General features: G+C 27.7%; 35 protein-coding genes and 1 riboswitch. Of the genes, 29 read left to right on the plus strand and 6 right to left on the minus strand.

Annotation, left to right across the window (positions count from 1 at the left end):
- Positions 1-17: 17 nt before the first annotated feature.
- The gene (locus KGF36_RS15865; RefSeq protein WP_227433680.1) at positions 18-236 is read right to left on the minus strand and encodes a FeoA family protein; all 219 of its coding nucleotides are present in this window, start codon (positions 234-236) and stop codon (positions 18-20) included.
- Positions 237-442: 206 nt separating this feature from the next.
- On the opposite strand from KGF36_RS15865, the gene KGF36_RS15870 reads away from it, so the two are divergent.
- From KGF36_RS15870 to KGF36_RS15905, 8 genes are all read left to right on the plus strand, one after another.
- On the plus strand, positions 443-952 hold the full coding sequence (locus KGF36_RS15870; protein WP_227828303.1) for a Gx transporter family protein: 510 nt from the start codon (positions 443-445) through the stop codon (positions 950-952).
- Positions 953-1,029: 77 nt separating this feature from the next.
- On the plus strand, positions 1,030-1,191 hold the full coding sequence (locus KGF36_RS15875; RefSeq protein ID WP_021386276.1) for an aspartyl-phosphate phosphatase Spo0E family protein: 162 nt from the start codon (positions 1,030-1,032) through the stop codon (positions 1,189-1,191).
- 181 nt (positions 1,192-1,372) lie between these two features.
- Entirely contained in the window at positions 1,373-2,038 is a 666-nt protein-coding gene (locus KGF36_RS15880) for an MgtC/SapB family protein (RefSeq protein ID WP_227828304.1), read from the plus strand.
- 66 nt (positions 2,039-2,104) lie between these two features.
- Entirely contained in the window at positions 2,105-3,889 is a 1,785-nt protein-coding gene (pepF, locus tag KGF36_RS15885; protein WP_227850572.1) for an oligoendopeptidase F, read from the plus strand.
- A gap of 256 nt (positions 3,890-4,145) precedes the next feature.
- The gene (locus KGF36_RS15890) at positions 4,146-4,979 is read left to right on the plus strand and encodes a phosphate ABC transporter substrate-binding protein (protein ID WP_227828306.1); all 834 of its coding nucleotides are present in this window, start codon (positions 4,146-4,148) and stop codon (positions 4,977-4,979) included.
- Positions 4,980-5,232: 253 nt separating this feature from the next.
- A riboswitch (cyclic di-GMP riboswitch) is annotated at positions 5,233-5,316 on the plus strand.
- 575 nt (positions 5,317-5,891) lie between these two features.
- On the plus strand, positions 5,892-6,569 hold the full coding sequence (locus tag KGF36_RS15895; protein ID WP_227841187.1) for a response regulator transcription factor: 678 nt from the start codon (positions 5,892-5,894) through the stop codon (positions 6,567-6,569).
- A 78-nt stretch (positions 6,570-6,647) separates the two neighbouring features.
- Positions 6,648-8,663 (plus strand): sensor histidine kinase, encoded by a 2,016-nt coding sequence (locus KGF36_RS15900; protein WP_227850571.1) that lies wholly within the window; start codon positions 6,648-6,650, stop codon positions 8,661-8,663.
- A gap of 49 nt (positions 8,664-8,712) precedes the next feature.
- Positions 8,713-9,393: a response regulator transcription factor gene (locus KGF36_RS15905; RefSeq protein ID WP_227433687.1), complete on the plus strand. Its 681-nt coding sequence runs from the start codon at positions 8,713-8,715 to the stop codon at positions 9,391-9,393.
- A gap of 150 nt (positions 9,394-9,543) precedes the next feature.
- Here KGF36_RS15905 and KGF36_RS15910 read toward each other — a convergent pair whose 3' ends face one another.
- From KGF36_RS15910 to KGF36_RS15920, 3 genes are read right to left on the minus strand one after another with little or no spacing between them, the layout of a single operon-like run.
- A complete protein-coding gene (locus tag KGF36_RS15910) occupies positions 9,544-10,662 on the minus strand; it encodes a site-specific integrase (protein ID WP_227850570.1) in 1,119 nt (372 codons plus the stop codon).
- A gap of 59 nt (positions 10,663-10,721) precedes the next feature.
- Positions 10,722-11,123: a type II toxin-antitoxin system HicB family antitoxin gene (locus KGF36_RS15915; protein ID WP_074179295.1), complete on the minus strand. Its 402-nt coding sequence runs from the start codon at positions 11,121-11,123 to the stop codon at positions 10,722-10,724.
- 4 nt (positions 11,124-11,127) lie between these two features.
- The gene (locus KGF36_RS15920; RefSeq protein WP_227854848.1) at positions 11,128-11,280 is read right to left on the minus strand and encodes a type II toxin-antitoxin system HicA family toxin; all 153 of its coding nucleotides are present in this window, start codon (positions 11,278-11,280) and stop codon (positions 11,128-11,130) included.
- A 476-nt stretch (positions 11,281-11,756) separates the two neighbouring features.
- On the opposite strand from KGF36_RS15920, the gene KGF36_RS15925 reads away from it, so the two are divergent.
- Positions 11,757-11,897, plus strand: a complete 141-nt coding sequence (locus tag KGF36_RS15925) for a hypothetical protein (RefSeq protein WP_227838826.1) — start codon at positions 11,757-11,759, stop codon at positions 11,895-11,897.
- 14 nt (positions 11,898-11,911) lie between these two features.
- Here KGF36_RS15925 and KGF36_RS15930 read toward each other — a convergent pair whose 3' ends face one another.
- Complete coding sequence (locus tag KGF36_RS15930; protein WP_227838825.1) at positions 11,912-12,277, minus strand: helix-turn-helix domain-containing protein; 366 nt, start codon at positions 12,275-12,277, stop codon at positions 11,912-11,914.
- Positions 12,278-12,421: 144 nt separating this feature from the next.
- Here KGF36_RS15930 and KGF36_RS15935 point away from each other — a divergent pair, with 144 nt between their 5' ends.
- The 4 genes from KGF36_RS15935 (at position 12,422) to KGF36_RS15950 (ending at position 14,144) form a co-directional block, all read left to right on the plus strand.
- Positions 12,422-12,658 (plus strand): helix-turn-helix transcriptional regulator, encoded by a 237-nt coding sequence (locus KGF36_RS15935; protein WP_054629052.1) that lies wholly within the window; start codon positions 12,422-12,424, stop codon positions 12,656-12,658.
- Positions 12,651-13,457 carry an ORF6N domain-containing protein gene (locus tag KGF36_RS15940; RefSeq protein WP_227854849.1) on the plus strand — a complete coding sequence of 269 codons (807 nt, stop codon included), beginning with the start codon at positions 12,651-12,653 and terminating at the stop codon, positions 13,455-13,457. Before KGF36_RS15935 ends, KGF36_RS15940 begins: the two co-directional genes overlap by 8 nt.
- A 67-nt stretch (positions 13,458-13,524) precedes the next feature.
- The gene (locus KGF36_RS15945) at positions 13,525-13,854 is read left to right on the plus strand and encodes a helix-turn-helix domain-containing protein (protein WP_227850568.1); all 330 of its coding nucleotides are present in this window, start codon (positions 13,525-13,527) and stop codon (positions 13,852-13,854) included.
- A 101-nt stretch (positions 13,855-13,955) separates the two neighbouring features.
- Positions 13,956-14,144 (plus strand): hypothetical protein, encoded by a 189-nt coding sequence (locus KGF36_RS15950; RefSeq protein ID WP_227850567.1) that lies wholly within the window; start codon positions 13,956-13,958, stop codon positions 14,142-14,144.
- Positions 14,145-14,284: 140 nt separating this feature from the next.
- Here the strand turns inward: KGF36_RS15950 and KGF36_RS15955 are convergent, their stop codons facing one another.
- Positions 14,285-14,455 carry a hypothetical protein gene (locus tag KGF36_RS15955; RefSeq protein WP_021362432.1) on the minus strand — a complete coding sequence of 57 codons (171 nt, stop codon included), beginning with the start codon at positions 14,453-14,455 and terminating at the stop codon, positions 14,285-14,287.
- Positions 14,456-14,598: 143 nt separating this feature from the next.
- On the opposite strand from KGF36_RS15955, the gene KGF36_RS15960 reads away from it, so the two are divergent.
- The 16 genes from KGF36_RS15960 (at position 14,599) to KGF36_RS16030 (ending at position 20,732) form a co-directional block, all read left to right on the plus strand.
- The gene (locus KGF36_RS15960; protein ID WP_227850566.1) at positions 14,599-14,757 is read left to right on the plus strand and encodes an Arc family DNA-binding protein; all 159 of its coding nucleotides are present in this window, start codon (positions 14,599-14,601) and stop codon (positions 14,755-14,757) included.
- Positions 14,757-14,984 (plus strand): hypothetical protein, encoded by a 228-nt coding sequence (locus KGF36_RS15965; RefSeq protein ID WP_227854850.1) that lies wholly within the window; start codon positions 14,757-14,759, stop codon positions 14,982-14,984. The genes KGF36_RS15960 and KGF36_RS15965 overlap by 1 nt, the downstream gene beginning before the upstream one ends.
- A gap of 11 nt (positions 14,985-14,995) precedes the next feature.
- Positions 14,996-15,310, plus strand: a complete 315-nt coding sequence (locus KGF36_RS15970) for a hypothetical protein (RefSeq protein ID WP_227854851.1) — start codon at positions 14,996-14,998, stop codon at positions 15,308-15,310.
- A 352-nt stretch (positions 15,311-15,662) separates the two neighbouring features.
- Entirely contained in the window at positions 15,663-16,274 is a 612-nt protein-coding gene (locus tag KGF36_RS15975; RefSeq protein ID WP_227854895.1) for an ERF family protein, read from the plus strand.
- A gap of 14 nt (positions 16,275-16,288) precedes the next feature.
- Positions 16,289-17,173 carry a DnaD domain protein gene (locus tag KGF36_RS15980; protein WP_227854852.1) on the plus strand — a complete coding sequence of 295 codons (885 nt, stop codon included), beginning with the start codon at positions 16,289-16,291 and terminating at the stop codon, positions 17,171-17,173.
- Between the two features lie 59 nt (positions 17,174-17,232).
- The gene (locus KGF36_RS15985) at positions 17,233-17,406 is read left to right on the plus strand and encodes a resolvase (protein ID WP_227854853.1); all 174 of its coding nucleotides are present in this window, start codon (positions 17,233-17,235) and stop codon (positions 17,404-17,406) included.
- 17 nt (positions 17,407-17,423) lie between these two features.
- Positions 17,424-17,831, plus strand: coding sequence for a single-stranded DNA-binding protein (locus KGF36_RS15990; RefSeq protein WP_227854854.1), 408 nt, complete (start codon positions 17,424-17,426; stop codon positions 17,829-17,831).
- A 73-nt stretch (positions 17,832-17,904) separates the two neighbouring features.
- Positions 17,905-18,162, plus strand: coding sequence for a hypothetical protein (locus KGF36_RS15995; protein ID WP_227854855.1), 258 nt, complete (start codon positions 17,905-17,907; stop codon positions 18,160-18,162).
- 14 nt (positions 18,163-18,176) lie between these two features.
- Entirely contained in the window at positions 18,177-18,476 is a 300-nt protein-coding gene (locus tag KGF36_RS16000; protein WP_077745236.1) for an NUMOD1 domain-containing DNA-binding protein, read from the plus strand.
- 1 nt (position 18,477) lies between these two features.
- Positions 18,478-19,056, plus strand: a complete 579-nt coding sequence (locus tag KGF36_RS16005) for a sigma-70 family RNA polymerase sigma factor (protein ID WP_162274272.1) — start codon at positions 18,478-18,480, stop codon at positions 19,054-19,056.
- Between the two features lie 103 nt (positions 19,057-19,159).
- Positions 19,160-19,609 carry a hypothetical protein gene (locus KGF36_RS16010; protein ID WP_227838816.1) on the plus strand — a complete coding sequence of 150 codons (450 nt, stop codon included), beginning with the start codon at positions 19,160-19,162 and terminating at the stop codon, positions 19,607-19,609.
- Positions 19,593-19,718 carry a hypothetical protein gene (locus tag KGF36_RS20270; RefSeq protein WP_255626204.1) on the plus strand — a complete coding sequence of 42 codons (126 nt, stop codon included), beginning with the start codon at positions 19,593-19,595 and terminating at the stop codon, positions 19,716-19,718. Before KGF36_RS16010 ends, KGF36_RS20270 begins: the two co-directional genes overlap by 17 nt.
- Positions 19,711-20,034 (plus strand): hypothetical protein, encoded by a 324-nt coding sequence (locus KGF36_RS16015; RefSeq protein ID WP_227841834.1) that lies wholly within the window; start codon positions 19,711-19,713, stop codon positions 20,032-20,034. Before KGF36_RS20270 ends, KGF36_RS16015 begins: the two co-directional genes overlap by 8 nt.
- Entirely contained in the window at positions 20,034-20,222 is a 189-nt protein-coding gene (locus tag KGF36_RS16020) for a hypothetical protein (RefSeq protein WP_227854856.1), read from the plus strand. Before KGF36_RS16015 ends, KGF36_RS16020 begins: the two co-directional genes overlap by 1 nt.
- On the plus strand, positions 20,215-20,379 hold the full coding sequence (locus KGF36_RS16025; protein WP_227854857.1) for a hypothetical protein: 165 nt from the start codon (positions 20,215-20,217) through the stop codon (positions 20,377-20,379). Before KGF36_RS16020 ends, KGF36_RS16025 begins: the two co-directional genes overlap by 8 nt.
- A complete protein-coding gene (locus KGF36_RS16030) occupies positions 20,379-20,732 on the plus strand; it encodes a hypothetical protein (RefSeq protein ID WP_227854858.1) in 354 nt (117 codons plus the stop codon). Before KGF36_RS16025 ends, KGF36_RS16030 begins: the two co-directional genes overlap by 1 nt.
- The last annotated feature ends 83 nt before the right edge of the window (positions 20,733-20,815 follow it).

Genomic DNA, 20,815 nt, shown 5'->3' on the forward strand with positions numbered 1-20,815 from the left:
GGGTAGCTCCTCCTCTATTATTGTAAAGAAATATTTTTAGCATCAGATTTTCTAATAGCTAGGTCAAATCCTCTAAATCTAATTATAATTGGGTCTCCAAATGGGGCAACCTTTTTAACTTCTATTTCAGTACTATTTATACATCCAAGTGCAAGTAATCTTTTAGATAATTTAATATCTCCATCTATATTATTAATAAGTCCTTTTTCTCCTATTTTCAAATCGTAAACAGTCATTATTAACACCTCCTAATGAAATTCATTATCATTAAAATTGTAACAAGTATGATACAAAAAGTCAAGGATTATAGGGGGAATTACAAGTTCAAATTACTGATATTTATTTTAAATATATTATAGAATATTTTAGTCTAAATTAGGTGTTTTTATATATTTTGTATTATAATGTAATATGATATATAAAATTTGGAGGAGTTAACTTAATGAAAACTAGAAAAATGACATTTTTAGGTCTTATGATAGGATACAGTCTAGCCTTATATGTGTTAGAGACATATATACCAAATCCTCTTATAGTTATATTTCCAGGAGCAAAATTGGGTTTGAGTAATATTATAACTTTAATTTCATTAATGTTGTTAGGTGTCAGAGATACTGTTATAATTGTTACTATCAGGGTAATTTTGTCATCAATATTTGCAGGTCCTCTATCTTATCTTTTATTTAGCATAGGAGGAGCTTATTTGAGCCTTTTATTTATGTATTTAGCAAGTAAAATAAAGGGATTATCAATGATAGGAATAAGTATTTTAGGGGCAATAGGGCATAATATAGGTCAATTAATAGTTGCAAGTTTAATAATAGAAAATATACTTGCTATAGGATACTTGCCATTTATGTTAATGGCATCATTAGTAACGGGTATGTTTGTAGGATTAGTATCTAGGTATACAGTACCCAAATTAAAGCATTTTTATAGTAAGTTTTATTGACATAATATTGACAAAATATAATATTGTTTGATAAAATGTATATAAAAATATACAAATTTGTAATAGTGGTGATTATTATGGCGAACAATGAATTAGAAACGTTAAAAAATGAAATTGAAGCAGTTAGGGAAGAGATAAATACATACATAGAATATCCAGAAATATTTCAAGAAGAGCTCGTAGAATCAAGTAAGAAAATAGATATATTAATAAATAAATACATGTACTTAAGCAAATAGCCCACGGTTGTGGGTTTTTTTGTATTAAAAATTAACAGATATTACTATTTCTCATATCTTAATAATAATATTAAGATATAAGATATTATCTCTGATATAGAAATTATCTGTATGATATGATGTGTGATGTGGAAGTTATTTATATGATATAAATTATAATTGGGTCGGGAGGTTTTATATTATGGGCGATATAGGAACTAAGGAGATAGCAATAAGATTATTATTAGCATTAGTTATAGGAGGCATAATAGGGCTAGAGAGAGAAAAGATAAGGCAGTTTGCAGGATTTAGAACACATATATTAATAGCAATAGGTTCTTGTATTACTTCAATAACTTCAATCCAGTTATTGTCTGACTATAGTTTATATACAAATGCTGACCCAGCAAGAATGCCTGCTCAAGTACTGTCAGGAATTGGTTTTTTAGGTGCAGGAGCAATTCTAAAGAACAAAGGTGGAGTGAAGGGGCTTACTACAGCCGCAGGTATGTGGGCAACTGCATGTATTGGTATAGCAGTTGGTTATGGTTATTATGAGCTAGCAATTTTGGGATGGTTGTTTGTAATGATAGCATTATTTGTGCTTAGGATACTAAATACGTTTCTATTTAGCCAAGAAAAAAATGTATTGATATTAAAAATAAATAATTTAGATTCAATACCTTTTTTATATGATAAATTTGAAAAAAATCAACTTATTGTAAGGAATATGGAAATAGAATGTCGTAGCGAAGAATATTGGAAAGTTAACTTTTTTATATCTTATGATAAGAGAATACACTTACATGATGTTATGAAAGAAATAAATATGATAGAAGGAGTAATAAATGTAGATTATTTGGACTAAAATATATACAATATATTTTGTAAAGCAAATAAAATATAAAAATGAATTAAAATAGAGGTGTATAATATGGGAACTGATAGAAGTACAATAGAAGAAAAATACAAATGGAAAATAGATAAGATGTACTCTACTAAAGAAGACATTGAAAAAGACATAAGTAAAGTAAAAAATCTTATTCAAGAAGTAAAAGAATACAAAGGTAAACTTTCTGAGAGTAAAGAAAATTTATACAAAGTATTAAGTATCTCTGAAAATGCATCTAGAATCATCCAAAATCTATATGTATATACTCACATGAAACAACATGAAGATACTAGAATCAATGATAATCAAGGAAGAGCCACTAAGACAGAAATGCTATCAACTGATTTAGGAGTGGCTACTTCTTATATAGTTCCAGAAATACTGTCTATAGAAGAAGACAGATTAAATGAATATTTAAAGGATGAGAAGTTATCATTTTATACCAAATATATAAAAGATATATTGAGAGATAAACCTCATACTTTGAGTGAAAGAGAAGAGGAAATACTTGCAGCTACATCTGAATTATCAACAGTTCCAGAAAGTGTATATGATATGTTAGCATATGCAGATATGGAATTTCCTGAGATAGAAGATGAAAAAGGTAATAAGGTTAAACTTTCTCATTCAAACTATTCTTTATTTATAAAAAGTAAAAATGGAAGAGTTAGGAAAGAAGCCTTTGAAGGAGAATTTTCTACTTATGGAAAATATAAAAACACATTTGCTTCAACACTTTATGGTGGAATAAAGTCAGAGATATTTTATGCAAAAACTAGAAAATATAATTCAGCAATAGAAGCATCTCTATTTTCAGATGATGTAAGCTTAGATGTTTATAATAACCTTATATCAGCAATAGATGAAAGTCTTCCTATTTTGAATAAGTATGTTGAACTTAAAAAGAAGTTCTTAGGATTAAATGAAATACACATGTATGACTTATATGTTCCTCTAACTGATAAATTTGATATGGATATACCTTATGAGAAAGCGCAGAGTATTATATTAGAAGCACTTAATCCTCTAGGCGAAGAATACTTAAAAGTTATAAAAAATGCATTTGAAGAAGGTTGGATTGATGTATATGATAATGAAGGTAAAAAAGGAGGAGCTTACTCTTGGGGAAGCTATGATTCGCATCCTTATATACTAATGAGTTATAAAAATGACCTTAATTCTCTATTTACATTAATTCATGAATTAGGTCACTCTGTTCATAGCCATTATTCGAGAACAAGTCAGCCATTTTTATATTCAGATTATAAAATATTTGTTGCAGAAGTTGCATCTACATTAAATGAATTACTTCTTATAAATTATTTATTAGAAAATTCCAAGTCTAAAGATGAAACTATATATCTATTAAATTATTATTTAGAGCAATTTAGGACTACAGTTCATAGACAAACTATGTTTGCTGAATTTGAAAAAATTGTACATGAAAGAGTAGAAAGTGGAGAGCCTCTTACTGCTGATGAATTTACTGATATATACTATAAATTAAATGAGAAGTATTATGGAAAATCTGCAATAGTAGATGAGCAAATAGGGATAGAGTGGGCAAGAATTCCACATTTTTATTCAAATTTCTATGTGTATAAGTATGCTACAGGATTTTCTGCTGCAAGTGCGTTAAGTCAACAGATACTTTCGGAAGATAGTACTGCTGTAGATAGATATATAAACTTCTTAAAAAGTGGAGGGTCAGAGTATCCTTTAGAACAATTGAAATCTGCTGGTGTAGACATGACGAAAAAACAATCTATAGAAGAAGCTTTAAATGTGTTTGCCAGTTTAGTTAATAAACTAGAAAAAGAATTATAAAATATGATAAATTAATAGATTAGATAAAAAAATATGAGAATATTATACGATGTATTATACTAGTATTGATTGAAGATTACTTAAAAAAATTAATCTAATTTTAAATATACTATATAAAATTAAATCTTTACATGCATTTAACAATATTTACATTTACTTAACCTCGCTCTAATATTCACTTAACAAAAAATATGTATTATTAAAATATAGCAAATATGAAAACAAAAAAATTAAAATATAAGCGGGGGTAAGTAAAATGTTCAAAAAGAAAATAGGAGTTCTTTTAGCTAGTACAATATTGGTTGGAGTCTTAGCAGTGGGATGTGGTTCTGACTCTGGAGGTTCAGGAGACTCAAGTAAAGTTTCTGTTTCAGGTTCAACTTCAATAGGTCCTCTTATGGAAACTATCGGAGAGAAGTTTCAGGAAAAAAATCAAGGTGTTAGTGTAGAAGTACAACAAATTGGTTCTTCTGGAGGTATAAAAAATGCAATAGAAGGAACATCTGAAATAGGTATGAGTTCAAGAGATTTAAAGGATGAAGAAAAAAGTGCTGGATTAAAGGAAACTAAGATAGCAATAGATGGGATAGCATTAATAACTAATAAGGACAACCCAGTAAAAAATCTTACAATGGACCAAATAAAAGGTATATACACAGGAAAGATAACTAACTGGAAAGAAGTTAACGGAAATGATGCACCAATAGTAATAGTATCAAGAGAAGAAGGTTCAGGAACTAGAGATGGATTCCAAGAAATTGTAGGATTCAAGTCAGAAGAATTAACTAAAGATGCACAAATAAGTGATGGTTCAGGAAATATAAAAACTACAGTTGAAGGAAATAAAAATGCTATAGGATATATATCATTTGGATATGTTGATGAGAAAGTAAATAGTTTAAAAGTAAATGATGTTGATGCAACTGATGCTAATGTAATAGCTAATAAATATCCAATATCAAGACCATTTATATTAGTTAATAAAGAAGATAACTTATCAGAAAAAGGTAAAGCTTTGATAGATTATATATTGAGTGATGAAGGACAAGCACTTGTCTCAGAAAAAGGATTCATTAAAGTTAATCAATAAGATAAAGTTAATCATTAAGATAAAAATTTAACATAAAAAATATATGATACCCTGCAAAGTGAGCTTATAAAAATGCTACTATAACTTGCAGGGTATTGTCTATTATTGATGATAGAAATATAAACATTTTTAAGTAAAAAATATATACAGTTAGTACATTATATTTAAAAAATATGTAAATATTGACAAGATAATATTACAATGTTAGAATAGAAAGGAAATTTATCAGGACAATTTAAACACGTTTAATGAAAATATTTTAGAAACTGAGAAGTATACCTTATTATTGGGCATCTAGAGGTATATGGAGTTAGTGGTGCAACCGGCTATGAATATAATTTTATATTGCATAGCTTTTTTTGTTTTAAATTTAACATAATTGATATAAAATTTGAAAATGATAAGTATTAATAACTTTACTTATATGTATAAATGGCTATATTTAGCCAAAGTAGCCCTTTGTTGGAAAAGGGATATTTTTAAAAAAATATAATGCAATTATAATGAAATGATAAAAACTTTATAATTAATTAAAATACATAATATAATTTTTTTATAACAATATATTTACTAAAATAATACAATTTATTTTATATTATAACCATATAAACCGTATAAATCAATACTCAAGCTGGCTAATGGACAAGTTTCTATAAATATCTTATCTTGATGATATATAATGACTTTAAGTTCCATTTTCCAACAATCGGAGACTTTGATTAGTATTTAATAATGAATGCTTAATATTTAAGACAATGTTCAAGAATTATTCAAAAATACTTAAGTTTTATAGTCTAGTTTGTAAAGATATTATAAAATAATAATATTAGTTAGATAAAAGGTAAAACATTATAATTTGTAATACTTATAACTTTAGATTATGATTAAAATATTTTTGAATGGAGTGGTGTAATGTATAACTTATTGGTTGTAGATGATGATGTTGATATTTTAAACATAAATCAAATTTACTTTTCTAACATAGGTTTTAATGTATACACAGCAGAGACTGCCAAAAGTGCAATGAAGATAGTAGACAATATAGTTTTAGACTGTATAATACTAGATATTGCATTACCAGATTTAGATGGATATAAAATATGTAATGCTATAAAAGAAAAGGTTAACATACCTATAATATTTTTATCTAATTATGAACATGAAGAGGAAAGAGTTCAAGGTTTTTTATCTGGAGGAGACGATTACATAACAAAACCGTATAGCTTAAAAGAACTTGAACTTAGAATCTATGCTCGAATGAGGCAATATAAAAACATTACATCAGTTCCTAATGTATTAAAGTTTTCATCTTTAGTAATAAATGTAAATTCAAGAAAAGTAACATTTGATGAAAAGAGTATTGACTTAACCACCATGGAGTTTGAAATACTATTATTTTTAGCTGAAAATAAAGAACAAGTATTTTCAAAAATAGAGATATATAATCAAGTTTGGAAAATGCCTGATGTTGGAGACCAACATACTGTACAAGTTCATATTGCACAGATGAGGAAAAAAATTAATTCTTTAAGCAGAGAGCATCAATATATTCAAACCGTATGGGGAAAAGGATATAAGTTTGTACCATAAGCAAGATAATGTAAGCAATAAATAATTCTTGTTTTATCATTTAATATTACTACAAAAGAAAGAGATGTGGTTAATGCAATGAAAAAGTCTAATGTATTAAAAGGAACTCTCATTGTATTGATAGTCTCTCTGTTGGCAATAACAGGATTAAATTTTCTGTATAAATATGATAATAAATATACATATAAGTCTATTAGAGCGAGTGATGGAATTTTAACTATAGATGAGGATACCTTTTCTAAAAATAAACTTGTTTTTTTAATAGATGATTGGGAATTTTACAACCATAAGATATTTAAGCCAAAAGATTTTATAGAGAAACACATAAAACCAGAATACATTTTTATAGGACAATATCCAGATTTTTCTATGAGAAAAGAAAAACAGTCGCCATATGGAAATGCAACTTATCGCATGAGGATAAAAAATGAAGGTAAAGACAAAGTACTAAGCCTAGAACTTCCAGAAATTTTTTGTTCAAGTGAAGTTTGGATAAATGGTGAGATGGTCTCTAAATTGGGAGATATAGGTACAGAAAGATATAGACCTAAAATTAAAAATACAGTAGTAAGTTTTGTTGCAAAGAAAGATACAGAAATTATAATCAATGTGTCCAATTTCTCACATTATTATAGCGGTTTGTATTATCCACCTGCATTAGGAAAAACAAAAGATGTAAGTAATATGATATTTTATAGATTACTTTTTTATAGTATCATTTGTTTTACAACTATTGCAATAGCTATATTTTCTCTAGCTGTTTGGGCACTTTCAAAACAAAGCAAGCTATATTTATACTTTGGATGTATGTGTATTTTTTTTGCTATACATGTGTCATACCCTTTTATACATTTAATGGGGTTTCCTTTAGTGAATTTTACATATGCAGTTGAAGATTCATCATATTTTATAGCAGTTTTATGTATTATTTGTATAAATGGAAACATATCCAAAATTGAGAGAAATAAAGTATATAGATTTTTAATTTTACCATTAGGAATTACTATGTGTATCATATCCATTGTGATACCAGTTATTCTTCTTCCATATGATATATACTTTGTTAATATCTATGGAAAATTAATAGACATATATAAATACGTTGTATTTATTTATATATTGATGTCTTCAATAGTTTCAATTTATAAAAAAACATACTCTGAGCAATTAAGCTCCTATATTTTAGTTTCAGCAGACATAGTGTTTGGTGTCAGTATATTATTTGATGTAGTGACTAGTAATAGGTTTGAACCTATATTTACAGGATGGCAAACAGAATACTGTGGGTTTTTAATAGTTATTTTATTTTCTATTATGATGATAAATAGAAATAGAATAATAATAAAAGAAAATGAAAAACTCACACAAAATCTTGAGCATGAAGTTGAAGTAAGAACTAATGAACTTACAACACTATTAAATGAACGTAAAAAATTCTTGGCAGACGTAGCACATGATTTAAAGGCACCTGTTTCAGCTATACAGGCATTTATAGATTTAATAAAGGTTGGGAATATTCATGTAGATGAAGAGACAAAAACCTATCTTTATGCCATAAACCAAAAATCAAATGAAGTGCAAAATAGAGTACGTAGTTTACAAGAATTTACATCACAAGACAAAAAAATTGGCCTTAGTGAAAAAATATGCCTAAATGACTTTATTAAGGAGGTATATGAAAATAATTTACCAGATACACAAGCATGTGGTGTAAATTTTGAAGTTTATATATTAGATAAAAAAATATATGCAAAAGTAAATAAAGAAAGATTGGCTAGAGCATTTGAAAATTTAATTTACAATGCTTTAAGCTTTACTCCATTTGATGGGAAAATAATTTTGTCAGTGAATAAAGAAGATGGATTTGCAATTATTAAAATTTCTGATAATGGCAAAGGGATACCAGCAGAAAATATACCAAAGATATTTGACCGATTCTTTACAGAAAGGGACAATAGTACTTCAAAAGGCCAAGGTTTAGGATTATATATTGTTAAATCCATTATAAGAGAACATGATGGAGAGATTTTTGTAGATTCAGAGTTGGGAAAAGGAACTGTTTTTACAATAAAATTAAGTTTATGTTTTTTATAATAAATGGTTATTTAATATAAAAGAATAATGATATTTAGGAGTGATTATAATGCAAACTAAGATATTAATAATAGATGGAGACAAGAATAATTGCCAGGAATTAAAAAATTTCTTGGAGCAAAAAGGAATAAATGTAGATTTGGCGTATAACTGTGAAGAAGCTATTGGAAAAATATTTAGCAATAAATACGATTTGATATTTTTAGAAATAATCTTAACTGATGGTGATGGATGGACTTTATGCAAAAAGATTAGAAATGTAACTACGTGCCCGATTGTTTATATGACTTATATAAATGAAGACCAAAGTATTTTAAATGCTTTAAATTCTGGTGGTGATGATTATTTAATTAAACCTTTAAATTTAGAAATACTATATGCAAAGGTAAAAGCAATTTTAAGAAGAGTAAATTCATACATAAATAACAATGAAAGTAATACAAGATTAGAAGAATACAATAGAACAAGTGGAGTAATAAAATTAGAAGATAAAATAATAAAATTAACTCCAACAGAAAATAAGTTGTTGAACTATTTTATAGAGAATCCGGAAAAGACCTTAACTACTAAAGAGATATATGAACATGTATGGTTAAATGATTATCTAGAGGATAATTATAGTGTAGTAGTTGCAGTAAATGGACTGAGAAAGAAAATAGAGAAAGATTACAAAAATCCTCAAAAAATCATAACAATAAGAGGAGCAGGATATTACTTTAATAAGGAATAATAAATACGTATAAACAAACATAAATAAGTGTTAAAACGTGCAGTTTTAGCGATATTTAAAATAAGTTATTATAAAATAACTGACTGACATTTAACTGACAAAACCTATTTTTTTAGGTTTAACTGACATTTAACTGACAGTCAGTTTTCATTATTTAAATAGAAGTTTACTTAGATTATCAGAAGCTTCTTTGTCCATTTCCTCTAAAACATGAGAATATCTATTCATAGTTATTTTTATATCTGTATGACCTAATCTTTCAGAAACCACTTTCATGTTAGTACCCCCCAACAAAAGCAAACTTGCATTTGTATGTCTCAAATCATGTACTCTAATATTTCTTAAATTATTTCTTTTAATAAAGTTATGAAAAGTTTTACTTAATGTTGCTGGTATCCATGGATTTAAATTTGTATTTAAACACACTAAATTATTTTCATTTTCAAGTGTGCCTTGCAATTTCATTTTGTTCTGTTTTAATTTTTCTATTTTTAATTTTTCAATTAATTCCTTTGGAGCTGATAAAGTTCTTTTTGATTTTGCAGTTTTTGGTTCTTTAAAAGTTATTTTACTATTTGCATATATGAGAATTTGATTAATATTTATTATACTATTATCTAAATCAACATCAGACCATCTAAGACCAGCTACCTCTCCGATTCTTAAACCTAACAGCAACATTAAGAGAATGGGTATCTCTATCAAACTATCTTTCAACTTCTCTATTAACAACAGTGTTTCTTCTCTATTATATATTTCAATTTCAGATGTAACGTTTTGAGCTGGTAATTTTACAAAATCGCAAGGATTTTCAGATATTTCTTTTAGTCTATAAGACTCTTTTAAAACAGAAGATAGAAAATTATATCTAACTTTTGCGGTTGTTGAGGCAGAACCGTCAAAATTTTTATTTATAAAGATTTGAAGAAGGCTAGGGTTTACATCTATCAAGATTGTATCTTTAAAAAAAGGCTCTATATAATTTTTAACCCACGATTTTCTATTTACAGTTGTATAAGGAGACCATTTTTTTTCATTTGACATTATGTATTTATAACACCTCTCTACAAGAGTTGTCTTGCTTGGAGCAATAAACTTATTATTGTTTATAGTTGACTTTATTTCAATTAAATGTTTTTCAGCATCCTTTTTCTTTTCATAGCTTCCATAACTTTTTTGTTTTATCTTACCAGTTGTTTCTTCTATGTACTCCACATATACATAGAATTTCCCCCCTCTTTTTCTTATAAAAGCTGATTTGATGTTCATATGTACACTCCCTTTATAAGTTTTTATATAAAAGAGCAGTTATACTGCTCTAATTATATCTAATGAATATTAAGATGTTTTTTCAAAGCTTCTTGAAGTATTTGAGAAAAATTAACCTTATGTTTCTCAGCTTCTCTGTTAAGCCATTGCGGAATAGTAAGAGTCTTTTTAACAGAGTAATTTTCTATAGCTTTTCTGTGAATCGGCATATATATTTCTATCAAAGTAGGTATTTGATTTTTCTCTAAGTTTAATTTATCTATAGTTGTTGCACTTGGTATTGTATCGTTATCTTCTTCCATACCATACAGATGTAGTCCTAGAGCTTCTTTAGCCATTTTTAAGGCTTCTTCTGTTGTATCTCCACATGTAAAACAACCTGGTAAATCGGGAAATTCTACAGAAATACCATCTTCATCATAGCTAAATATAGCTGGATATACATATATATCTTTTTTCATTTTATCAACTCCTTAAAGTTTTTGTAAGGAGAGAGGGATTAACTAATATTAATCCCTGCTTGTTTAAATTGTGTTGGTGACCACCAACACAATTTACTTCATACCATCCATCTGCATTGAGTATTTTTAAAATTTCTCTTGAAGAATAAGATTTCATACTCCCTCCTTACAATCATATTATAACACGTATTTAGATACGTGTAAATAGAGGAAGGTAAATTAAAATATAAATTTAAACATGAAATTAATAAAAAACAATACTATAGAATAATATTTTAAATCGACATATACTTTTAATAAAAAATATAAAATAATAATACATTATAAAAAAAATTATATAAATAAGGAAATATAAAAAAATATAATAAAAAACACGATTATTAATACATACAAAATGGAAAAAACTTCCAAGTCTCTACAAAATTCGATTTTTTTATTACAATTACGGTTTTTTTATTGCATTAACAAATCAAAAGTATTATTATGTAAGTAAGATAATTATCAAAGACAATTCTGAATAGTCTAAAAACATTTCTAGAAATGAAAATACATAATCATATGATTTTATTAAAATTTGTTGGGAAATTTTAACTAAAAATAAGAACGTAAGTTCTTGCGATAGGGGGAAAGTATGTGGAAAAATCAAAAAGAATACTAATCGATACAGGGGATGCATTAAACGAAATAAAAACAATTAGTGATGAGAAATTTGAAAAATACATAGAGTTGCTAAAAGAATATTGTAAACAAGAAAATAAAAAAGAAAGGGAGTGATTTTCTCCTCTTTCTTATTTTTTCTCATTAATTTCTTCTTCAAGGAAAACTTTTGCTATTTTGAACATTTTTTCTTGTGATGCAGGACTTAGCTCACTAATCATTTTTAAAGCTTCTTTTATGTCACCAGAAAAATTTAGATTTTCAATTAGTTCCAATTCACTAAGATTGTCTACATTTTTTACATTGACCTTTCCAAGTAAGTAATCTGTAGATACATCAAAAAAATCTGATAGTTTTAAAATTATATCATGAGGAGGAAATCTTTCTTCTTTCTCGTAAAAAGAAATCATCTTAGGTGTAAGCCCTAAAAAAGTTGCAAGTTCTTTTTGAGTAATATCTTTTTCTTTTCTTAATTCTTTTATTCTATATCCAATCATGTTATTTAGCCACCTTTTATATTTATATTGAACTATTAGTTCTTAATTAACAATTATAGCTCATTTTTTTTAAAAAAGCTATTGACAATGTACTAATAGTACTGTACTATTAGTACATAAGAAAAAATAAAAGAAGGTGAAAAAATGAATAAACTAAAAGATTTTAGAATACAAAAAGGATTAAGCAGGAATCAATTGGGAGCTGAATTAGGACTTACAAGTAGGTATATAGCTTTCTTAGAGAATGGCGAAAGAGTACCGTCTCTAAATACAGCTGTAAAAATAGCAGCTTATTTCAATACTTCAATAGAATATATTTTTTTGAAAAGTAACTGTACTAAAAGTACATTAAGAGAAAAAGGAGTTGAAAAATATGAATAACTTACAAGTAATAGAAAGAAATAACGAAAGAGTTTTAACTACACAGCAATTAGCAGATGTTTATGAAACCGATGTAAACAATATACAAACTAACTTCAATAGAAACAAAGAGAGATTCAAAGAGAATGTACACTATTTTTTATTACAAGGCGATTATTTGAAAGAATTTAAGAACCAACCTACTAATAGTCAGTTGGTTTCAAAACATTCTAGTCAATTATACCTTTGGACTGAAAGAGGAGCAAACAGACACTGCAAAATATTGGATACTGACAAAGCTTGGGAGCAGTTTGATAACTTAGAAGAGTCTTACTTTAACAAAAAGAAAGATACCTTAATTACAAATCAATTAAGTCCGGAATTACAAATGTTTAAACAAATATTTGATACTGTAGCAAAACAAGAAATAGAGCAAAAGCAAATAAAACAAGAGATAACAGAAACTAAACAAGAAATACAAAGTATAAAAGATGTAGTTTCATTAGACTCAACTAGTTGGAGAACAGATACACATCAACTAATCGCAAGAATAGCAAAAAAACAAGGTGGTTTTGAACATATAAATATGCTTAGAACAGAAAGTTATGAATTATTAAATAAGAGATTTGGAGTTGATTTGCATAGAAGATTAATCAATAAAAGAAGAAAGATGGCAGAAGAAGGGGTATCTGAATCTAAAAGAGAGAAAGTGAATAATTTAGATGTAATACAAGATGATAAAAAACTCATAGAGGGTTACGTATCTATTATAAAAGATATGGCTCTAAAATATGGAATATCAGATTTAAGCAAGAATTAGGTTAAATCATGACAGCACCTTGAAAACTAAATACAGAATATTCAAATTATATAAAGGAGGCTTGAAAATGAATGTAGCATTACAATTCATAGATACAAAAGACTTAGTGCAAGAGCTAATGCGAAGAGATGATACAACAGACATCATCAAGATGTTTTTAGATAGAGAAGGAATTAAAAGAATGGAGTTAATGACTATAGAAGAATTTTGTGATTACTTAAAAGTATCTGATGTAACAGCTAGAAATATGGCAAGAGAAACTATGAAAACAAAGGATTTTATTGTTTTTAAAATGGGAAGAAAATACATGATTGATAGAATATCATTCGAAGAATTTATTATGAAAAATGCAATGAAAGATAAAGATGTATTAAAAAAGAGAAAGGGGGTGATTTAGTTGAGTGTAAAGGTGCTAATAGCTTATGTACAGTTCTGTAAGCAATATAATAAGAAAGCAAGTTTTGACGGTCTTAGAAAATACAACGAGGGGATAACATCATGAAAATAATCTATAAAAACAAAGTTTATAAGGTAGAGAAAAACAAAGAGTTGTATAAGATTACATACTATGATGAGCAGAAAAGTAACAAGAAGTTTAATAGAGATAAGAAAGTTAAAAGAAGTGCATTAACAAGAGATATAGATTTAGTTAACTTGTATTTACCAGCATATTTAAAAATAAAATGAGTTTAATCTATAAGTAATTAAAGAGAAAGGTGATTAGATGCAAATAGAACAAACAACAATACGCCTGCCTAGAGAACTTAAAGACAAGCTTCTAAAACAGGCAAAAGTTAAAGGATATACATTAAAAGATATGATAGTTTTTATTCTAAAGGATTATCTTCAAAATATTTCTCAAGAATAAATTCAATTTCTCTACCTATAGAACGTTTATCTTTTTGTGCAAGTTGTTCAATTTTCTCAAAAAGAAGTTTATTAATCCTTAGTGTAAATCTCTTATCTTCTTCACGAGTATAAATATCTTTATTAGACATATTTTATCATTCCTTACATTAAATTTGACGTCTTTATGACACTTTAATAATAAAATAATATAAAAGAAAAGTCAACAAAAATGCTTGACGTCAAATATATGACGTGGTATTATTAAAACAAGAAGGGAGTTGACGTCAAATATATGACAAATGAAAGAGTTAGATTTACATTTAGATTACCAGCACCATTGCTTGAAAAAATGAAAGATAGAGCATCAATAGAAGGTAGTTCCATGAATTCGCTTATATTACACATACTTTGGGATTACATAAAAGAAATAGAAAATAAGGAGGTTGAATAATGGTTGGATTAGCAAAAAAATTTGATTTACAAACAATTAAAGTAGGGAATGCAGTAAAAGTAAATTGTAAAAGATTTAAGTTTGAAATTAACTGCATTGTAGTAGTAGCAACAGAAAATGAGTTAAATTTAGCATACTATGACAAAGAAAGAGGTTGCATGGAGTATCAAGCATTAACAACAGAAGATATTAAAGATAATGATTATGAAGTTGAAAATTTAAACTAGGAGGCTTTGTTATGGAAAGTTTAAAAAAAGTAAAAAAAATGGTGCAAAACCAATTAGATTTAGCTGAATTAGAGATAAGCAAAAATAATGAGCTTTATGAGGAACTTAGAAATAAGGATAGAGATTTAATAGATGATATGCACATGAGAGATTATCTAAGAGAAATAGTTGCATGGCAAAGAGTAAAGTATGCTGTTGAAAATATTCTAGGCGGTATAAATACAGAGATTGAAACAAAAGAACATAAGGAAAGCGAGGATTACAAGAGATTTGAATTGTTTTTAGAAGAGATTGAAAGAGATAGACCTATAGATGTTCAGATATAGAAAAGAGCCATTACGACTGGCTCTAATCAAAAGGTAAATCAAATTTATGTAGCTATATTATAGCACAAGGAGGAAGAAATGAAAACAAGAAATGAAATAATTAAGGATTTAGAAGATAGATTATTTATATTAAAGTTTACTAGATTTGAATGAATAGAAGCAGAGCAAGCTTTAGGAAGTATTGCAGGATTAGAATATTGTATAAAAAGGCATAAAGAAAATTGGACAATAGAGCAGTTTAAAAAAGATTTAGAAGAACAAAAATCAGATGGATTATATGGAGATTATATAGATGGATGGGAAGGAGTTTTAAAAAGAAATATAAGGGAAATGGAGGGTGAACTTGTTGGAAGTGAATAATATTTACATTAAATTAATGGATGTTAGAGTCAAATTAAGTAAATTGAATTTAAAGAAAAGCGGAGAGAATAAGTACTCTAACTTTAAATATTTTGAGTTAGCAGACTTTTTACCACAAGCAACTGAACTACTTGAAGAAGTTAAATTATGCCCTATAATAACCTTTACAAATGACTATGCTACATTAACACTAATCAATGGAGAAAACCCAACAGAACAGATTGTATTCACTTCTCCAATGAGGGACTTGCAACTTAAAGGTTCTAATGAATTACAAGCACTAGGAGGGATAGAAACCTATCAGACTAGATATTTATACATTCAGTTACTTAACATAACTGAGAATGATAGTTTTGACGCAGTAAGTGGAAAAGAAACAGCTAAGAATAATTATAATAAGAATGCTCAAGAAAATAAAAGTACTAATAATAAAACTTTGACAGATAAACAATTAAGCAGAGTATATGCAATAGCTAATAGCGCAGGTGTTGGCAAAGATGAGTTAAAGGATAAAGTATTTAAACGATATGGAAAGGAAATAAGGGATTTAACTAAAGAAGAATATGACTCAATATGCAATGCTTATGAAAATAAGAAGCAATAAAGGTAGGTGATATTGTGGGAATTATAAGAGTGAGTAAGGATAAAGATAATCCATACGTAATACTTAATAAAACTTGTTTGGAAGATGAAAAGTTAAGTTGGCAAGCAAAAGGATTGCACACATACTTAATAAGTAAGCCTGACGATTGGAAGATTTATATAGCTGATTTAAAAAACAGGAGTAAAAATGGGAGAGATTCAACAGCTAACATTCTAAGAGAACTTATAAAGGCTGGATATATTACAAGAACAGCTTGTAGAAATAATGAAACTAATGAAATGCTAGGTGGGCATGATTATGAAGTTTATGAAATACCACTTGAGCACCCACAAGAATTAAAATCTCGAAAAACTGATTCTCCGGAAACCGGAAAACCCGATATACGGGAAATCCGATATACGGAAAACCCGTCACTACTAAATAATGAACTTAAACTAAGTAATATTACTACTACTATTGATAAGCTTCCTAACTCACAACAGGATACTTACATAAAGATAAAAAAATACTATGAAACTTATATAGGTTTAATTACACCTAATAATTTCATAGAACTAACAAGTTATTTAGATGACGGAATGGAAGCTGAGGTTATCATAAGAGCTGTTGATGAAGCTGTAGGCAGTGGAGTTAAGAATTATAAGTATATCAAAACAATATTAAATAACTGGATAGAAGCAGGTGTAAAAACTAGTTTAGAACTTACAGAGTATCAAAATGAATTTGAGAGGAAGAAAAAGAGTAAACAGGAAAAGAAACAGTCTAGTAATAAGGTTGTTAATGCTCCTAGTAAAATTAAAAAAACTAACTTTCATAATTTTGATGAAACATTTACTAAGTATACAAGTGATGAGCTAGACGACATTATTAAGAAAAGTCAGAAGGAAAAATTTAAATAAAATTAAACTTCTAGGAAGTAAATACTATATTATCACTTCCTAGAAAGGGGAGGTATAAAATGGCAAGAATATATGCACAGAAATGTGGGAGTTTAGATATTCAAGATAGATTAGAATTATTGAAATTACTTGGTAAGGCTGGATATACAGTAAGAATAGGTAAGGAGAAACAAAATAGTAAGACAACTTATACTTATTTTGTTGAGTACACAGAAGAACAGAAAGAAAAATAAAAAGGGGGTTTAGTTAAATGAATACAATAACTTTAGTTGGAAGATTAGTTGCAGATGCAGAATTGAAGTACCTTCCAAATTCGGGTACTCCAAAAATAAGCTTTTCAATGGCAGTAGATAGAAGGTTTAAAGATAAAAATGGAAATAAAATAACTGATTTTATTCAATGTGAGCAATTAGGAAAACATGTAGAGAATCTAGTGCAATATCTTGTTAAAGGTAAGCCTGTCTATGCTGTTGGAGAGTTAAATATAGATAATTACAAAGATGAAAATGGTTGCTGGAAATCTATTACTAAGGTTAATGTAAATGCTTTAGAACTACTTTCTAGTAAAAATGATAATAATGCTAAACAAGAATATGTACCACCAGGATTAGACCCTCAAGGTTTTCAAGCAATAGATGATGACGATATACCTTTTTAATTAAGTTAAATAGTCTAGGGAGTAATTATACAATATTACTTCCTAGAGGTTAAAAAATATTGGAGGTCTAAAAGTGAAATATGAATGCGAGAAAGCTTTCTTGGAATGCGATAAGGGAAGTTTTGAGATAAATGATACAAGAACTGAAGAAGTAACGTTCGAGAGTGCAGAAATAGACAATCCGTTTGAGCGAGTAAAATATGAAGGGACTTTTGAAATAGTATCTGGATGGGAGTATCTACAAAGAGAAATGTTGTGGCTTAAGATATTGCATTTATCAGCAGGTGTAGCAAAATCAATGAGATATAAAATTTTAGGTATTTTAAAATAAGGGAGAGATTTAACATGGCTAAAGTTTGGATGGATGCAGGAGAAAACTTGAATAAAATATATGATTTAGAGGATATGTTTATAGATAATTTAGCTCAAAACATGCAAATTAGAATAGATGAAGTTGAAAATAAGTCAAAACGTAAAGGCATAAAACTTAAAAACATGAAAACTGGAGAAGTAAAAACATTTAAGAGTAGAAAAGAAGCTTCTGTGTATTTAAATACAGCTCAAAGTTATATAACTCTTTTGTTAAAAAATAATAAAATTTATAAAAAAATATGGAAGCTAGAGGATGTTAAGGGGGTAAATTAATTTGAATAGTAAAGAAGAAATAAATAGATTAGTTGAAGAAAATATAAATCTTGTACATTATTATATAAATAGAAATTTTAAAAGATTCTTATTGAAATATCCATATTTGAGAGAAGATTTATTTCAAGAAGGATGTATTGGGATTTTTGAAGCAGCTAAAGTTTATGATTCAGAAAAAGGGAAATTTACAACAATAGCATGTAAATGTATACATAATAGTTTGTATAAGTTTGCAAGTAGATATGCCAGAAAGCATTATAAAGAAAACATTGTTAGCTTAGAACAAACTATATATGAGAGCAGTGATAATAATGACATAACATTAAAAGATAACATTGCAATAAAAGACAAAAACATAGGATTTGATTTAAATTACTATTTAAAAAAAGCTGAAACATCTAATATTAAAGATTTAAAATTTATAATCAGTATGTATATAGCAGGATATTCACAATTGGAATTAGGAAGTATACTTGGTATTTCCCAAGTTCAAGTGAGTAGAAGAATACAACAATATAGAAATATTCTTACTAAAGAAGGGGTCGTAAATGGTATTAGCAAATGTGGAGCAAGTAATTAAATTAGCTGAAAAGATATTAAATAAGAAAAAAGTGTTCTGTAAATAAAGCTATTGATATAGCTATAAAAATATTGAGTAGGTATGAATATGAGGGGATGATTAAATGAGTCTAATTAAATACAGAGGTTATGATTTTGAAAATGAGAAATGGATTTATTCAAATACTATAAAGTGGAGTGATGCAGTAGATTGTTTATTTATGCTAAAAGAGAATTGTGAATGGCAAAGAGTATCTAATGTTGGGGTATGCTCTGGAGAATGGGCTAGAAACAATCAAGAAATTTGTGAAGGGGATATATTGAAAGGATATGATAATTTCCATGACACAAGCCAATATGGAGTTGTAAAAAGGGATGTTGACAGTATTAAAATATACTTGGAATGGCATTATTTAAAGAAGTTTGAAGGAGAATGGATAGAGATTATAGATAAAACAGAAATATATCATAGTAGAGATTACAAAGTAGTTGGTAATGAATATGAGAATTTAGAGGAAATTAGAAAAGAGTTCTTAGAACGTAAGGAGAGTCTTGAGAATGAATGTCTTAGCTAGTGCGATATTAGTAATAGGAAGTTTTATAGCTGGTAGAGTTTATGAGTATAGATTGAACCTAAAAGAGTGTGAAAATTGCGATAATATGGGGGGATTTAAAAATGAGTAAAGTTATACAATGTGATTTTTGTAAGCAAATATTTGAAAAATATAATGGAGAATGTATTGAGCTATATAAAAAGGATTGTAGCAAAGGAGTACTTGGGATGGATAAACACATATGCCCAACTTGTTATGAAAAATTCATTAAAGGGAAAATAGAGAAAGTAGAAAATGCTAAAAGATTTAAGGATAAATTAATAGACTTTTTGTTTGAACATGAGATTTGTGACTGTTGTGCTTGTGATTGTATGTTTGTTTCTGATGACGAAAAAAAATGCAGGGCAGGAATTAGAGAATGGGTTGAAAATGAGGTGGAAGAGTAATGAACGAACTCATACAGTGCGATTTTTGTAAGAAGACAATTAATGTTGAGAAACAAAAATATTTTATTAATAAAGAGCAGGGTAATACAAGCTTACTTAGATATATAGACATACGCGTTTGTGAGGATTGTTGGAATCTTGGAATAAAAAACTATTGTAAAAATAAAGAAGGTGCTAAGAATGACTAATTTTGAAATGATAAAAAGTTTGGATGAGGACGGAATGGCTGATTTTCTTGGAAGTACTGATTGTATTTGCGAGTATTGTGTTTATGAAATTGAACATTGTGGCTATAAATGTTTTGATGGATGCAAAAAGTGGCTTGATATGGAGGTTGAAGAATAATGTGTGAAGAAGAATATGAACAATTAAAGTGCGAAAGAGAGGATATAATAAAAAAACTTGAGGAGTATAAACAATTAAAGCGTACAGAAGAAAATATAACGAAAAAAATTGAGAAATATGAAGAATTGAAACATAAAAAAGAGCATGCATTTAAGCAAAGTCAATTTCTTTATGCAGGAACACATGGAGATGGAGTAATAAAAATAGTTTTTTCTAATTTTACAGAAGGATATACAAATTTTAGCATACATGAAGAAGCGACAGAAGAAGAGTTCGAATTAGCAAGAAGAGCATTGCATGAAGTTCTTTGCAAACTTACAAGTAAATACATGAAAGATATGCAAAATATCTAATTAAAACAGTTTAGAGAGTTGCAAAATGTCTTTTAGTATGAATTATTGTTGAAGTGTTTTGTGACTCTTGAAAATGAAAATAA

The organism is Clostridioides sp. ZZV14-6009 (genome assembly GCF_020658095.1).
In the GTDB taxonomy this organism is placed as follows: Bacteria; Bacillota; Clostridia; order Peptostreptococcales; family Peptostreptococcaceae; genus Clostridioides.

What these genes read in the sequence shown, in the direction of transcription:
- KGF36_RS16010 (WP_227838816.1), top strand. Translation starts at nt 19,160, where the DNA reads ATGAGTCTAATTAAATACAGAGGTTATGATTTTGAAAATGAGAAATGG.
- KGF36_RS15955 (WP_021362432.1), bottom strand. Translation starts at nt 14,455, where the DNA reads ATGTCTAATAAAGATATTTATACTCGTGAAGAAGATAAGAGATTTACA.
- KGF36_RS15970 (WP_227854851.1), top strand. Translation starts at nt 14,996, where the DNA reads ATGGAAAGTTTAAAAAAAGTAAAAAAAATGGTGCAAAACCAATTAGAT.
- KGF36_RS16025 (WP_227854857.1), top strand. Translation starts at nt 20,215, where the DNA reads ATGACTAATTTTGAAATGATAAAAAGTTTGGATGAGGACGGAATGGCT.
- KGF36_RS15875 (WP_021386276.1), top strand. Translation starts at nt 1,030, where the DNA reads ATGGCGAACAATGAATTAGAAACGTTAAAAAATGAAATTGAAGCAGTT.
- KGF36_RS15905 (WP_227433687.1), top strand. Translation starts at nt 8,713, where the DNA reads ATGCAAACTAAGATATTAATAATAGATGGAGACAAGAATAATTGCCAG.
- KGF36_RS15965 (WP_227854850.1), top strand. Translation starts at nt 14,757, where the DNA reads ATGGTTGGATTAGCAAAAAAATTTGATTTACAAACAATTAAAGTAGGG.
- pepF (WP_227850572.1), top strand. Translation starts at nt 2,105, where the DNA reads ATGGGAACTGATAGAAGTACAATAGAAGAAAAATACAAATGGAAAATA.
- KGF36_RS15930 (WP_227838825.1), bottom strand. Translation starts at nt 12,277, where the DNA reads ATGATTGGATATAGAATAAAAGAATTAAGAAAAGAAAAAGATATTACT.
- KGF36_RS15915 (WP_074179295.1), bottom strand. Translation starts at nt 11,123, where the DNA reads ATGAAAAAAGATATATATGTATATCCAGCTATATTTAGCTATGATGAA.
- KGF36_RS15945 (WP_227850568.1), top strand. Translation starts at nt 13,525, where the DNA reads ATGAATGTAGCATTACAATTCATAGATACAAAAGACTTAGTGCAAGAG.
- KGF36_RS15935 (WP_054629052.1), top strand. Translation starts at nt 12,422, where the DNA reads ATGAATAAACTAAAAGATTTTAGAATACAAAAAGGATTAAGCAGGAAT.
- KGF36_RS16000 (WP_077745236.1), top strand. Translation starts at nt 18,177, where the DNA reads ATGGCTAAAGTTTGGATGGATGCAGGAGAAAACTTGAATAAAATATAT.
- KGF36_RS15895 (WP_227841187.1), top strand. Translation starts at nt 5,892, where the DNA reads ATGTATAACTTATTGGTTGTAGATGATGATGTTGATATTTTAAACATA.
- KGF36_RS16030 (WP_227854858.1), top strand. Translation starts at nt 20,379, where the DNA reads ATGTGTGAAGAAGAATATGAACAATTAAAGTGCGAAAGAGAGGATATA.
- KGF36_RS15900 (WP_227850571.1), top strand. Translation starts at nt 6,648, where the DNA reads ATGAAAAAGTCTAATGTATTAAAAGGAACTCTCATTGTATTGATAGTC.
- KGF36_RS15890 (WP_227828306.1), top strand. Translation starts at nt 4,146, where the DNA reads ATGTTCAAAAAGAAAATAGGAGTTCTTTTAGCTAGTACAATATTGGTT.
- KGF36_RS15865 (WP_227433680.1), bottom strand. Translation starts at nt 236, where the DNA reads ATGACTGTTTACGATTTGAAAATAGGAGAAAAAGGACTTATTAATAAT.
- KGF36_RS15920 (WP_227854848.1), bottom strand. Translation starts at nt 11,280, where the DNA reads ATGAAATCTTATTCTTCAAGAGAAATTTTAAAAATACTCAATGCAGAT.
- KGF36_RS15950 (WP_227850567.1), top strand. Translation starts at nt 13,956, where the DNA reads ATGAAAATAATCTATAAAAACAAAGTTTATAAGGTAGAGAAAAACAAA.
- KGF36_RS15940 (WP_227854849.1), top strand. Translation starts at nt 12,651, where the DNA reads ATGAATAACTTACAAGTAATAGAAAGAAATAACGAAAGAGTTTTAACT.
- KGF36_RS15870 (WP_227828303.1), top strand. Translation starts at nt 443, where the DNA reads ATGAAAACTAGAAAAATGACATTTTTAGGTCTTATGATAGGATACAGT.
- KGF36_RS15960 (WP_227850566.1), top strand. Translation starts at nt 14,599, where the DNA reads ATGACAAATGAAAGAGTTAGATTTACATTTAGATTACCAGCACCATTG.
- KGF36_RS15990 (WP_227854854.1), top strand. Translation starts at nt 17,424, where the DNA reads ATGAATACAATAACTTTAGTTGGAAGATTAGTTGCAGATGCAGAATTG.
- KGF36_RS15985 (WP_227854853.1), top strand. Translation starts at nt 17,233, where the DNA reads ATGGCAAGAATATATGCACAGAAATGTGGGAGTTTAGATATTCAAGAT.
- KGF36_RS15910 (WP_227850570.1), bottom strand. Translation starts at nt 10,662, where the DNA reads ATGAACATCAAATCAGCTTTTATAAGAAAAAGAGGGGGGAAATTCTAT.
- KGF36_RS15880 (WP_227828304.1), top strand. Translation starts at nt 1,373, where the DNA reads ATGGGCGATATAGGAACTAAGGAGATAGCAATAAGATTATTATTAGCA.
- KGF36_RS16020 (WP_227854856.1), top strand. Translation starts at nt 20,034, where the DNA reads ATGAACGAACTCATACAGTGCGATTTTTGTAAGAAGACAATTAATGTT.
- KGF36_RS16015 (WP_227841834.1), top strand. Translation starts at nt 19,711, where the DNA reads ATGAGTAAAGTTATACAATGTGATTTTTGTAAGCAAATATTTGAAAAA.
- KGF36_RS20270 (WP_255626204.1), top strand. Translation starts at nt 19,593, where the DNA reads ATGAATGTCTTAGCTAGTGCGATATTAGTAATAGGAAGTTTTATAGCT.